The organism is Collinsella aerofaciens (genome assembly GCF_039752775.1).
Classification (GTDB): domain Bacteria; phylum Actinomycetota; class Coriobacteriia; order Coriobacteriales; family Coriobacteriaceae; genus Collinsella; species Collinsella aerofaciens_R.
Genome location: NZ_JBDMGT010000001.1, coordinates 128205 through 140755 on the forward strand (window position 1 = coordinate 128205; position 12551 = coordinate 140755).

Consider the following 12551-nt stretch of genomic DNA (forward strand, 5'->3'; position numbering starts at 1 on the left):
ATGGCCGTCCCGAGCGAGGGCGGCGGGATGCTCGAGGTGGTCGGGGCGCGGCGCCGCGACGTGCTCACCGCGGGCGACGTCGCGGAGACCGAGCGCGACGCCCTGGGAAACGTCTCGGAGGGCGCCGGCCCGCTCGACGAGGCGGGAGGCCCCGCCGCAACGGCGAAGGGGCGCCCATCCAGGCCCGACGCCCCGGAAGGCGGGCTCGGGGACAAATTGTCCCAACCCGCCGGCGACCGGCGCGCGGCGGCCGCGATGCGCTCGCGCGTCGAGGCGACGAAGCTGGCGATCGCCCGGGAGGCCGTCTCCCAACTCGACGACTCGGAGGAGCTCGAGGGCGCCTCGGGCATGTACGACGCGGGGCGTGCGGCCGAGAAGGCCGCGGGAAGGCTGCGGCAGAGGAAGGCGAAGAAAGCCGCCCAGAGCAGCCGCAAGGCGGCGACCGCCCTCGGCGCCCCAAAGGGAGGCGCGCGCGGCCCCGAGGCAGCCGGCGCGACCGCCCCGGCCAAGCACCAGGCGACCCAGGCGGCCGCGCAGGCGTCGGGCGAGGCGGCCCGCGCCGCGGGGTCGAAGGGCGCCGCCTCCGCGATCGCGGGCGCGGTCTCGGGCGCCGCGCCCGCCCTGCTCGGGGCGGTGGCCGGCATCGTGGCCTTCGTCGCCTGCGCGCTCGCCGTCGCGCAGCTGCTGAGCGCGCTGTTCGGCTTCTGGGACGACGCGGCCTCCAAGCGGGGCCTCGAGGGGCTGCCGCCCTACATCACCTACGAGATGGTCGAGGCGGCGCTCGAGTGCCAGGAGGAGTACGGGCACCCGGCGGGCTGCACCATCGCGCAGATCATCCAGGAGTCCGGCCAGGGCGACCGCATGAGCCAGCTCGCAGAACGCGACCACAACCTCTTCGGCATGAAGTGGTGGTCGGGCTACGCTGGCTGCCCCGAGGTGGCCGGCAAGGCGAACTGGGCCACCAGCGAGGAGTACGTGCCCGGCGAGCACACCCAGATCACGGCGAGCTTCATCCGCTTCACCGGCGACGCCGAGTGCATCCGCTTCCGCAGCAGGGTCTTCCTGCAGGCGGAGCGCTACTCGGGCAACGCCCTCATCCGCGAGGCGATCGAGAGGCGCGACTCGGACAGGATGGCCGAGGGGCTCAAGGACGCCGGCTGGGCGACCGACTCGTCCTACGTCGAGTCCCTGAAGTCGATCATGGCGCAATGGGGCCTCTACAGGTTCGACTCCATGACGGTCGAGGACCTGAAGGACGCATCCGCGAGCGGGAACGCGATCGTCGAGGCGGCGTACAGCCAGCTCGGCGTGCCCTACGTGTGGGGAGGCTCGACCCCCGGCAAGGCGCTCGACTGCAGCGGACTCACGCAATACTGCTACGCGCAGGCGGGCATCCGCATAAGCCACTACACGGGTTCCCAGTACGAGGAGCTCAGGCGCATACCGCTCTCGGAGGCGAAGCCCGGCGACATCCTCTACCGCTCGGGCCACGTGGCCATCTACATCGGCGACGACAGGTACATACACGAGCCGCGAACGGGCGACGTGTGCCGCATGGCGAGCGGCATCGGCAGCTTCAGCTGCGCGCTCACCGCGAGATAGGAGAAACCAATGCAGGGAAAGTCAAGGGTCATGGCCGCCGTCGCGGCAAGCGCGCTCACCGTGGCGCTCGGCGCGGGCGCGGCGCGCTGCGCCATCGCCCCGCAGGAAGGCGCGCAGGATAGTCCACAGGAGCAAGAGCAGCCCGCGGCTGCAGGCGCCGACGCGGCAACCGGGAAGGCCGCCTCGGGCGCCGAGGCGCTCTGGAACACCGCATGGACGGGCGCCGACGACCCGACAGCCACGCTGCGGATCGTCGAGGGCGCCATGGTGGAGAGCGCGGGCGGCACCGAGCGCGCCTGGTTCTTCTCGGCCGAGGAGCCCTCCGAGGCCGGCGGCGTGCTCAGCATGCCCATCGAGGTCAAGGGAACCGGCGATAAGGCGGGAGGGCTCTCGCTCATCCAGGTCTCGGGCGACGGGGACGCCCGCACCCTGGCATGCGACCTCCTGACGCAGGCCTACGTGCCCCAGAAGGCGCAAGTCGGAGCGTTCTCCGTGACCGGCACCGACGACCGCCTCTCCGAGGCGCTTGGCGCAGACGTCGCCGCCATCGAGGAGGCCGTCGCCGGGAAGGCGGCGGAGGTGTCCCCGCAGGCGACGGGAGCCACCTGGGACAAGGAGGTGTGGCTCGACTACGCCGGAAACGTCGCGTCGACGACCTTCACGCTCGACGACCCCGCCTCGACGGTGGTCACCGTGGTTTCGCGCGGCGGCTCGCTGGAGGCGATGTAGCCGTGCGGGCGCTTGGATCGCGACGCCGAAGGGCGTTCGCCATCTCCGCCGCGACGGCATTCGCCCTCTGCGCGCTCCTGCTCGTCCCCGCGCAGCCGGCATACGCCGACATAGCCGGGGACGTCAACGATTGGCTGTGCGGCCTTCTGCGCGACTGCTGCAACTGGATGTTCAAGGCGCAAACGGGCGTGCTCGGGTCGATCGGCGCGAACGGGATCCTCTCGGCCGACTTCGCGCACATGCTCACGAGCTCGAGCGACCTGACCATGCACGACGTCGCCCGGGGCGTATGGCAGGCTGCCATCCTGCCGATCGGGTGCGGGGTGCTCGGCCTGGTCTTCACTCTGAAGCTCATCGAGATCTCCCAGCGCATGGACGGCAGCCAGAGCCTTCCCGGCGTCAAGGAGGTCGTTTTCCTCCTCGTGTTCTTCGCCGTGTTCCTGTTCCTCATACAGAACAGCTTCGACCTGATGGCGTCGATCTACGAGGTCTGCGGGCTCGCCATCGACCGAGTCGAGGCGCTCTTCGGCGCCGGAGGCGCGCTCGACCTGCCCGAGGTGTCCGTCGTCACCACCGATGACGACATCCCGTCGCTCATCGCCATGCTCGTCGTGAGCCTCATCAGCTGGGTCGTGGTGCTGGCGGCCTACGTCGTCGCCCTCGTGGTCTGCTGGGCCCGCGCGCTCCAGCTCTACATCATGGCCGCGTTCGCCCCGATCCCGCTGGCGTTCCTCGGCATGGACGCCACGCGCCAGATAGGCCTCGGCTACCTGAAGAGCTTCGGGGCGGTCTGCATCGCCGGCGTCATCATCCTCGTGCTGCTCATATCGTTCCCGCTCGTGCTCGGCGGGCTCACCGGGGCGAACCCCGGGACGGGCACCCCGGCCGACGCGGTCGCAAACGGGCTCACCTACGCGCTGCAGTACCTGGCCATGTGCGCGCTGCTCATCCTGGCCCTCGTGAAAAGCGGCTCCTGGGCGCGCGACATCGTGAGCGGCTTCTAGCGGAAAAGCGAGGAAGGGGGCGGTCGCCATGAGATAGGGGCACCGCGCCGGGGCACGCGTCCCGGCGGATGAAGACAAGGACCGATTGAAAACGAAAAGGAGGAAAGACATGGAAGAGAGGAAGAACGTGTACCTCTCGCTGCACAAGAGCTTCGTGCGCGAGGGCATCGAGTACACCGACCGCGCGACCGGCGAGGCCAGGACCTTCAACTCGGCGACCCTTCCCAAGGGCACCGTCGTCGACGGCATGGACGTGGGAGGCTACGAGTTCAGCCCCATGTTCGTTAACGAGAGCCGCTTCAAGGGGGCCGACTTCCGGGACATACCGCTGCTCGCGAACCGCGAGGTGTGGCTGAGAAAGACGGTGATGGGCCCGGACGGCCAGCCCGAGCTCGACGAGGGCGGCCGCGCGGTCAAGGACACCGTGAAGGTCATGCCGGCGCATCTCAAGGAGGCCGTTGACGCAGGGCGCTCGCGCTACCTCGCGGAGCGCGCCGAGCACGCCCGCCAGGCGAGCCGCGCTGCCGAGCACGAGGTGCCCCGCGCACAGCGAAGCGTCGAGAGATAGGGAGGCGGAAAGATGAACGCAGCGAAAGACTGCACCCTGCAGGAAAAGCTCCTCCGATGCGCCATGGCGCTCATCCTGGCGGCGGGGGCGCTGCTCGCCTCCGTGGCGGCCTCGCCCGCCTACGCCGCGCCGAGCACGGTAGACGTGTCCATCGGCGGCAAGATCCCCTACGGCGGCTTCGCCACCACGTGGATGAGCGCCGACGGCAACATCGCCTACTGCGCCGAGCCCTCGTCCCCGACGCCCGCGCCGGGCTCCTACTCGACGAGCCCCGTGCCGAGCGGCGACGTGACAGCGGCGATCTGGTACTCGTTCGGCTCTCCCGGCTTCGACGCGTCGATGTTCCCGGGCAGCTGGTACGACGGCGGCGGCTGGGACGACGCGAAGTACGCGGCGGCGAGCCATGTGCTCATCGCCTACGCCTACTCTGGGTCCGAGTCGGCTGCCACGCACGGCACGAGTGCCGAGTTCGCCTCCTGGGCGAAATCCGAGCTGATCGGCGGGACCTTCGCCAAGATGAAGGCGGGCGCCGGCAAGGTATCCGCCGGGTTCGAGGCGTTCTGCGTCAGGACCGGCGGCGGCTCCCAGACGCTCGTGAGCTTCAGCTGGTCCACGGGCGGAGTCAAGGTCGCCAAAACGGACTCCGAGGCGGGCACGGAGCCCCAGGGCGACGCCTCGCTCGACGGCGCGAGCTTCTCCGTCGTTAACGAGACCGGCCGCTACGTGCTGGTCGGCGGCGAGTACTACGCCGACGGCGAGGTATGCGCCACGATCAAGACCGCGCCCAAGGACGGGTCGCACGTCGCCGCCACCGGCGCCGACACCCTCCCCGCGGGCAATTACCGCATCGTCGAATCCGGCGCGCCCGAGGGCTACAACGCCAGCGACGCCTCCATCGCGTTCACCGTGAAGGCCGACGAGGTGCGCGACCTCACGGGCGACCCCGTGACCGACGAGGTCTTCCGCGGCGGCGTGCAGGTGACCAAGTCCGACAAGGAGCTGCAGGCGTCCGAGGCGCTCGCGGGCAGCGACCACAAGGAGGCGCCTGGCGAGCACCCCGGCCTCGACGGGATCGAGTTCACCGTCACGAACCGCTCGGCGCACAAGGTCCTCGTTGACGGCGAGTGGCGCGAGCCGGGCGAGGCCGTGGCCACGCTGATCACCGCATGGAACGACGAGGCCGGCGCCTACACCGCGCAGACCGCGGCCGACGCACTGCCGTACGGAACCTATGACGTGCGGGAGACGGCGACGAACGGGAGCTACCTGCTGACCGACGGCGAGCCCCGCACCTTCGAGGTCCGCGCCGGCGGCGAGATCGTGAGCGCCTCCGCGGACGGCGCCGCGCTCGAGTTCCGCGACCAGGTGGTGCGCAACGACCTCGAGCTCTCCAAGAAGAGCGAGTCCGACAACGCCGGCCTCATGGTCCCGTTCGCCATCGAGAACGCGGCCACCGGCGAGACGCACGTGCTGGTGACGGACCGCAACGGCGATGCGTCGACCGCGAGCAGCTGGAACAGGCACTCGAGCGACACCAACGCCAACGACGCCCTGCTCGGCCATGAGGGCCCGATCATGGCGGCCGACATGGACCCGAAGGCCGGCATCTGGTTCTCGCTCGGCGAGGACGGCTCCTCGGCGCCGGTCGACGACTCGCTGGCGGCCCTGCCGTACGGCGCCTACACCATGACCGAGCTGCGCTGCGATGCCAACGAGGGCCTCGAGCTCATCACGAGGAGCTTCTGGGTCGATCGCGACTCGACGGTCGCGAAGGCCGTGTGGATGGGCCTCGACGACCAGGAGGGCCCGCGCATCTCCACCACGGCAAAGGACGGGGCGGACGGCGACAAGGACGTCTCGGCCGACGCCGAGGCCAAGGTCGTCGACACCGTCGCCTACGAGGGCCTGAAGGCCGGCGAGGAGTACGAGCTCTCGGCCACCCTCGTCGACAAGGCGACCGGCGAGCCCGTGGCCGACGCCTCGGGCGTGCCCGTGGAGGCCAAGGCCGAGTTCGCCCCCGCGCTCTCGACCGGCAGCCAGGACGTCGAGATCGCCTTCGACGCGAGCCTGCTCGGCGGCCGCGACCTGGTCGCGTTCGAGAGCCTACGCAAGGACGAGGCCGAGGTGGCGTCGCACGCGGACCTCTCCGACGAGGGCCAGACAGTCCACGTCGCCGTCGAGGTGGGCACGCAGGCGGCCGACGCCGCCGACGGCGACCAGGTCATCGAGGCCGGCAAGGCCAAGGTCATCGACACGGTGGCCTACAAGGGCCTCGTCCCCGGCGAGACCTACATCGCCGTGGGCACGCTCATGGACAAGGGCACCGGAGAGCCGTTCCTCGACAAGGACGGCAACGAGGTGACCGCGCGCACGCCCTTCGAGCCCGAGGCACCCTCCGGCACCGTCGAGGTGACCTTCGAGTTCGATACCGAGGGCCTGGCCGAGGGAGACGAGCTCGTCGTCTTCGAGAAGGTCCTGGACTCCGCCGGCAACGTCGTGGCGGCCCACGAGGACATCGACTCCGCCGAGCAGAGCGTCGTCGTGGACAACCCCGGCACGCCCGAGGTCCCCGAGGAGCCCTACGCCAAGACCGGGGCCGACGCCCCCGACGGCACCGGCTACGCCGTGGCCGCGGGCATCGCTCTGGCAGCTGCGGCGGGTGCGGGCGGGGCGCTCGCGTACCGCAAGCGCAAGACGGCCGGCGCAAGCAAGGACGCGGCAGACGAAGAGCCGGAAGAGTAGCGGCGCCGCATCGATACCGAACCGGAGGCCCCGGGCGCTCGCCCGGGGCCTCCCCCGCGAACGGGGGAGGACATGAACAAAGGGAAAGCCGCCACGGCGCTCGCCGTCGCCGCAGCGTTGCTGGCGATGGGGGCGCTCGCCGTCCTGCCGCTGTCCGAGAGGAACCCTTACGAGGTGCACGAGGTGCCTACTGCGGAAGAGGGCGCGACAATGGAGGCTCAAGAGACGGGAGGCGGCATCGACTGGGACGCCCTTCCCGCCTCCGTCGTCGCTTGGGTGCGCGTGCCGGGCACGACCGTCGACTACCCGATCGTCCAGGGCCGGCCCGAATCGCCCGACTTCTACCTCACGCACGACGCCGGCGGCGAAAGATCCGCGTGGGGCGCTCCCTACATAGATGCCGGGTGCGCGCAGGGTGCCGAGAGCCCGCTCGTCATCGTCTACGGGCACCACATGTCCGACGGCACCATGTTCGCGCCGCTCGCGCAGTACTCGTCGCGCGACTTCGCCGAGGGGCACCGCACCATCCGGATCTACACCCGCGAGAAGGCGATCGAGCTCAAGGTCTTCGCGGCCGACGTGGTCGACGCGAGCTCGGAGGGCAAGCGGACCGACTTCGCCGACGCGGCGGAGCTCGCCGCCTACCTCGGGGACAAATTGTCCCGGTGCGAGGTCGTCCTGGAAGAGCCTTCGGACGTCGCGCAGGCCTGGGCCTTCGTGACGTGCAGCTACCAGACGAGCAACTCGCGCACCGTCGTCTACGCGAAGGAGGTGGAAGGATGGGATTCGCGCCCTTCGGAATAGGGCTCCTCATGGGGCTCCTCACGCTCACGGCCTACGCCTGCTGCGCAGCCGGCGACGACGACCGGGACTAGCCGTGGGAAATCGAAATCGCACAACGGAAAGAGGCGGGCAATTGCCCGCCTCTTCTCACATCACCCACTTGAACACGGCACGGAACAGCCAGACGAAAAAGCCCAGCGTGACCTTAAGCGCCGCCATGAGGAACCTACCAAGCCTCTTCATCGACGTCACCCCAATCTTCCTTGACCTTGCGGGCGCCCTCGTCGGCGCCCTCCTCCTTCTCTTGCGCGAGCAGCCTCGCCAGCTCGTCGGGCACGCCCGGGACCTCTGCCCTCCCCAGAGCGCGCTGCAGGTCCCTTATCTGCGATTTCAGCGGTTTTGAGGGAGGGCCCACGTGCTCGCGGTAGCAGGCGCCGATCGCGGCCGCGTCGCACAGGAAGCCCCGCACCCGGGCGAACGCCTCGTCGCCGTCGAGCAGGACGCGGCGGGCGCGCCCGAGCTCGGCCTCCGAGGCCAGCATGAAGCGCCAGCCGCGGGACCTGCGCGCGGCCGGGATGCCGTCCGCGGGCGCGTCGGCGCGCCAGTCGTCGCGCACCTGGTGCCAGTTCGCCGTGAGCCAGAGCCCCTTCTCGGGCTCCTCGCGCATCTCGAGCTCGAACTCCGTGAGCATGTTCGCGCCGGAGAACGGCGACCCCTCCGTGAAAGAGAGCGTGTCGAACAGCGTCGTCCTGCCGCCCTCGTACTCTATCCTCACCATCATCTCCGGCCCCTCTCCCTGCGCTGGTCCTGCTGGGTCCGCTGCCGCTCGGCGGCGAGGATGCGCTGTCGCTCGTCCTCGCGGCGCCCGTCGCGCGAGCTTCCTTCGGCCGCACCGCGCTCGCCATCGTCCCCGTAGCGGGTCTTGAGGGGCATGAGACCGTTCTCGGCCATGTAGGCGCGCGCAGCCTCGAGGCGGCGGTACCCCTCGCCGCCCGCCTGGCCGCGGCGCTCGAGCGTCGCCATCCTGAGCCCGAACTCCTCGATGGACTCGACGTCGAACTTCGCGCAGGTCTCGAGCGCCGAGGAGAGCCTGCTCAGCTCCGAGAGGTCGTTGAGCTCGAGGGCGCGCTCGGCGGCCTCGCGAATGCGCGCGGTGCTCGCGTCCGTGGGACGGTAGGCGTCCTCGCGCTCGAAGCGGCGGCGGAGCATCTCCTTGCCGTAGACGAACCCCAGGCGCTCGCCGCTGACCTTCTTGGACGGCTCCTCGGTGAGGCTGAACACCCAGTCGTCCCGCCGCGCCTTGGCCGAGTTGTCGGCTACGTGCACGCCCAGGGCGTCGAGGATGCCGAGGAACTCCGCCTCGTCGCGCGCCGTGGTCTTGGCGAGCGCGACGCGGGCGCGGATGTCGCCGACCCACGAGTAGCCGCCCGAGCACATGATCTCCTTCTCGGCCCGGCCCAGGTAGACGCTCCTGCGGCTCCTGGGCCCGCCCGCGCCTGTCCGCCCGCGCGCTTTCGACGGCGATTCGGGCGCCCGGTCGTTGGAGAGCCCCGACAGCCCGCGCTCGCGGGCCATGTCCTGCAGGTCCCGGTTGAGGTCCTCGGGGTGCTGGGTCTGCATGCGGTAGCCGGTGCGGAGGTTGGCGTTGTTCACGACGATGTGCGCGTGCGGTATGCCGCGGGCGTTGTCGTCGTGGTAGACGATGGCGATCTCATGGTCGCCGAAGTGCTTGAGCGCCCACGAGCACGCGAGCTCGCGCAGCGCAGCCAGGTCGATATCGTCGCCGGGGTCCGGCGAGAGCACGAAGTGCTTGAACGTGCGCGCGGGCTTGCCCCTCCAGGGTGCGTCCGTGCCGAACGCGGCGCGCGTGGCGTCCATCTCGGCGTCCCAGGCGCAGGCCTCCTTGGCGTCTTCCCCCAGCGCGCCGGCGTCGCGCTCGTCGTAGCTCAGGTTGAACAGGTCGCGCGCCAGGGCGCGGCCTCCCTTCTCGAGGTAGCGGCGGATGCCGCCCGTCGAGCCGTGGCCGCTTATCGGCTTCAGGATCGGCATGGCGAGCCCTCCACGAGCGAGTCGGCCCCGATGCGCCCGAGCTCCGCCGCCATCTCTCGGGCCGCGGCGTTCACGTCGGCGAGCTCGCGCTCGATCGTCGGGATGCTATCCGCGACGAGGTCGCGGTCGACGCGCCCGTGGCGGGCGTGGAAGTTGATGAGGTTCATCGCGTGCACGGCCTGGTTGTAGTGGTAGCCCCACTTCGTGAGCTCTCGCGACATCGCCCACAGGGCCCTGCGGTCCACGAGTATGCGGTGCTCGTCTCCCGCGTTGGCCTCCGTCGACAGCGGTATGCGAACGAGGTAGCGCAGGTACTCCGACTTGCTGAGGCCGGCGCGCTCGCACCGCTCGCAGAGCGCGTCGTAGTCGCCTCCCTCCATGCGGAACGTGACGCGGCGCTCCTTGCCTTTGGCGGCGCCGGTTTCCTCATCCATGGCGGATTCCTTTCCTCGGGCCCGCCGCGCGGCGGGCGCGTCTCTCTAGGGGCGCGGGGGATCCCCCGCAGGCGGCGGCCCGGCTCGGGCGCCGCCTCTGGGACCGGGCCTCGCGAAAGCGGGCTCCCAAACGGCCCGCGGCATGACGGGTCCGAAGCCGCCCGGTCCCCAAGTGCTATGGACGCCCGACGCCATGTCGGACGCCATAGGCTACTTGCTGGATTTCGGGCCTGAGGCCCTTCTGCGACGCTTTCGGGCATCGGTGCCCGCCTCCGCGTACGGCGCGGTCATGAGCGCCATTTCACGCAGCAGCGAGAGGTCGGCCGCGCTCGGGCTCTCGGGCGGGCTCTCGAGGAAATCGGCGACGAGCCTCGCTGCCTTGGAGATGCGCCCGTCGGGGCCGGCCTGCGTTTTGCTCTCGCTCCTCACGTAGTCGGAGAGCTCCCGCTTGGTGCGCCGCCAGGGCTCCATTGCGGCGTGCATCTCCGCCTGGCGCTCCTTCGGCATGCCCGCGAGCGAGCGCACCGCCTCGGCGCTGAGGTTGCCGCGATCGGCCTCGGCGGCCCACTCGGGCGAGAGGTCCTCGGCAATCCGGCGGGCCAGCCTCTCCTCACGCGCAATGGTCTTGCCGGAGACCTTGCGGCCCGTCTGCCGCTCGATGATGGCGGCCTTCACGTCGTCGACGCGCATGCCGGAGAGCGAGGGGTCCTCGGAGCGCAGGCGCACGGCGTCGCCCCTGAGCGCCTCGGTCGCGGCGGCGCGCTCGGTCACGGTGAGCGCGCGGGTGAAGTAGTTCGCTGCGTGGAGCAGCGTCACCGCCCGCTCGTCGTCGATGCCCTCTATCACGCGGCAGGGCATCCTCTCGTAAGCGGGGTCGTCCTTCGCGAGCAGCGCGTAGGCGGCCTTGCGCCGATGCCCGGAGACCATCTGCCACGAGCCGTCGCCGACCTTTCGCACGAGCGGCAGGTCGGTGAGGCCGTCCTCGCGTATGGACTCGGCGAGCTCAGCTATCCCAGCAGGGTCCATAGAGTACGCGGCGTTCGCCGGGTGGTCGGCGATGTCGGCCACCGCGATCTCGGACACCGGGTAGCGCCCGCGGGTGCGCGACGCGCCGTCGAGAAGCCCCGTGATGGTGAAGCCCGCGGCCACCTGCCTAGGCGAGTTCACGGCACACCTCGTCTGCGAGCGCCTTGTAGTCGCGCGCGGGGCGGCTCCCCGGCTCGAAGGCGGCCACCGGCTTCCACTGCCAGCTGCCCTCGCAGACCTTGCTGCTCGCGTGGATGACCGTCTCGAACTGCTCGTCCGGGAAGAACCCGTCGAGCACGGCCGCGCCCGTGGCCTCGGCGCTGGTCATGCGGCCGGGCACGCAGGTGCGCAGTATCTTCCAGCGGGGCGTGGGCATGCGCAGAGCGTCGGCGATGGAGCGCGTCGCCTCGACGGTGAGCGCCGTGCCGCGCATCACGGTGGAGTCGAGCTTCACGGGGATGACGACCATGCCGCCCTCCGCCGCGGCGAGGTAGGCGTTGAAGGCGAGCCTGCGCATCACGGGACTGCAGTCGATGAGGCAGACGTCGTAGGAGCCCGAGGCGTCGTCGAGGGCGAACTTGAGTCGCTGCTCGCGCAGGAGCATCTCGTTCTGGTCGACGAGGTCGATGGTCGAGGCCACCACGTCGAGGTTCTCCCCGGCAGCGTAGGCGACCTCCTCCACGGGCGCGCCGCCGTAGAGCAGCTCGACCGACGTGCGCCGCTCGGAGACGGCCCGGTCGTAGAGGCCGAAGAAGTCTGTGGCAGACGCCTGCGGGTCGAGGTCGACAAGCAGGGTCCGAAGGCCCCGGGCGGCGAAGATCGCCGCCAGGTTCACGGCGGTCGTCGTCTTGCCGACGCCGCCCTTGTAGTTGGAAATGGCTATCGTGCGCATGGGTCGCGTCCTCTCTAGCGTGGGGCGCGCCTCGGCGCATCCGGTCCGGCGCGCCCCGAGTCTCGGAGCGTCGGGACAAAACCGTACGGATTTGTCCGACAAGCGGAGTGTACCACGAAAACGTACGGATATGTACGCTTTCGTGGTACAAGGGGTGGATTCGGGGAAACCCGGCCCCGGGAGCCCGGGGCCGGGCGCGCCGCCTAGGAGAGCGGCTCCATCTCGCCGAAGCAGTTGATGTGGTGGCGCAGGAGCGCTCGGTTTTCCTTGACGACCATCATCGCCACCTCGTCGAAGCGGACCGGCGTGTCGGCGTAGTCGTCGCCGTTGCCGGCGAGCCACGTCGCCGCCAGCGCCTCGCGCAGCCCGCGCGCCCTGTGGGCCTCGGGGAAGCCGTCCGTTCCGATCCGGACCGTGGCGTCGACGAAGACCAGGGTCCCGTCCTCGTCCACCGCCACGAGGTCGATTCCGCCGATGCCCTCGGGCCCCTGCCAGGCCTCATCGACGATCTCGTAGCCCTTACGCTCGAGGAAGGTCCTGACCGCGCCCATCGCCTTTTCCTTCATGTCGTTCATGTCTTGCTCCTTAGACTCGGAGGCCCGCCCCTGTGGCGTGCCTTGCGTCGCGTGAGTCGCATGCGGCGCGGGCGTGCCGGCAAGGGAGGAAGCGAAGTCGGGCGTGGAAATAGAAGTATTCCGACGGCAGTTTTTCGCGTTGTTCGC

General features: G+C 70.3%; 12 protein-coding genes. 6 read left to right on the plus strand and 6 right to left on the minus strand.

The genetic code is table 11. The features are described from left to right. From ABHR63_RS00590 to ABHR63_RS00615, 6 genes are all read left to right on the plus strand, one after another. The gene (locus ABHR63_RS00590) at nucleotides 1-1602 is read left to right on the plus strand and encodes a C40 family peptidase (RefSeq protein WP_346964605.1); all 1602 of its coding nucleotides are present in this window, start codon (nucleotides 1-3) and stop codon (nucleotides 1600-1602) included. Nucleotides 1603-1632: 30 nt separating this feature from the next. After that, nucleotides 1633-2331, plus strand: coding sequence for a hypothetical protein (locus ABHR63_RS00595; protein ID WP_346964606.1), 699 nt, complete (start codon nucleotides 1633-1635; stop codon nucleotides 2329-2331). 2 nt (nucleotides 2332-2333) lie between these two features. Continuing rightward, a complete protein-coding gene (locus tag ABHR63_RS00600; protein ID WP_346964607.1) occupies nucleotides 2334-3335 on the plus strand; it encodes a VirB6/TrbL-like conjugal transfer protein, CD1112 family in 1002 nt (333 codons plus the stop codon). Nucleotides 3336-3444: 109 nt separating this feature from the next. Further along, nucleotides 3445-3903 carry a DNA gyrase gene (locus ABHR63_RS00605; protein ID WP_346964608.1) on the plus strand — a complete coding sequence of 153 codons (459 nt, stop codon included), beginning with the start codon at nucleotides 3445-3447 and terminating at the stop codon, nucleotides 3901-3903. A gap of 63 nt (nucleotides 3904-3966) precedes the next feature. Continuing rightward, the gene (locus tag ABHR63_RS00610) at nucleotides 3967-6645 is read left to right on the plus strand and encodes a VaFE repeat-containing surface-anchored protein (protein ID WP_346964657.1); all 2679 of its coding nucleotides are present in this window, start codon (nucleotides 3967-3969) and stop codon (nucleotides 6643-6645) included. Nucleotides 6646-6717: 72 nt separating this feature from the next. Beyond that, nucleotides 6718-7449: a class B sortase gene (locus ABHR63_RS00615; protein WP_346964609.1), complete on the plus strand. Its 732-nt coding sequence runs from the start codon at nucleotides 6718-6720 to the stop codon at nucleotides 7447-7449. A gap of 205 nt (nucleotides 7450-7654) precedes the next feature. On the opposite strand, the gene ABHR63_RS00620 is transcribed toward ABHR63_RS00615, so the two are convergent. The 6 genes from ABHR63_RS00620 to ABHR63_RS00645 all read right to left on the minus strand — a co-directional run bounded on the left by ABHR63_RS00620 (nucleotide 7655) and on the right by ABHR63_RS00645 (nucleotide 12404). Beyond that, complete coding sequence (locus tag ABHR63_RS00620) at nucleotides 7655-8209, minus strand: hypothetical protein (RefSeq protein WP_073293304.1); 555 nt, start codon at nucleotides 8207-8209, stop codon at nucleotides 7655-7657. After that, entirely contained in the window at nucleotides 8206-9477 is a 1272-nt protein-coding gene (locus tag ABHR63_RS00625; protein WP_346964610.1) for a relaxase/mobilization nuclease domain-containing protein, read from the minus strand. The genes ABHR63_RS00620 and ABHR63_RS00625 overlap by 4 nt, the downstream gene beginning before the upstream one ends. Further along, nucleotides 9465-9911, minus strand: a complete 447-nt coding sequence (locus tag ABHR63_RS00630) for a CopG family transcriptional regulator (protein ID WP_346964611.1) — start codon at nucleotides 9909-9911, stop codon at nucleotides 9465-9467. Before ABHR63_RS00630 ends, ABHR63_RS00625 begins: the two co-directional genes overlap by 13 nt. Before the next feature lie 210 nt (nucleotides 9912-10121). Further along, nucleotides 10122-11078 (minus strand): ParB/RepB/Spo0J family partition protein, encoded by a 957-nt coding sequence (locus ABHR63_RS00635; RefSeq protein ID WP_073293298.1) that lies wholly within the window; start codon nucleotides 11076-11078, stop codon nucleotides 10122-10124. Then, entirely contained in the window at nucleotides 11065-11829 is a 765-nt protein-coding gene (locus ABHR63_RS00640; protein ID WP_346964612.1) for a ParA family protein, read from the minus strand. Before ABHR63_RS00640 ends, ABHR63_RS00635 begins: the two co-directional genes overlap by 14 nt. Before the next feature lie 203 nt (nucleotides 11830-12032). Then, complete coding sequence (locus ABHR63_RS00645; RefSeq protein WP_073293294.1) at nucleotides 12033-12404, minus strand: YraN family protein; 372 nt, start codon at nucleotides 12402-12404, stop codon at nucleotides 12033-12035. Between the last annotated feature and the right edge of the window lie 147 nt (nucleotides 12405-12551).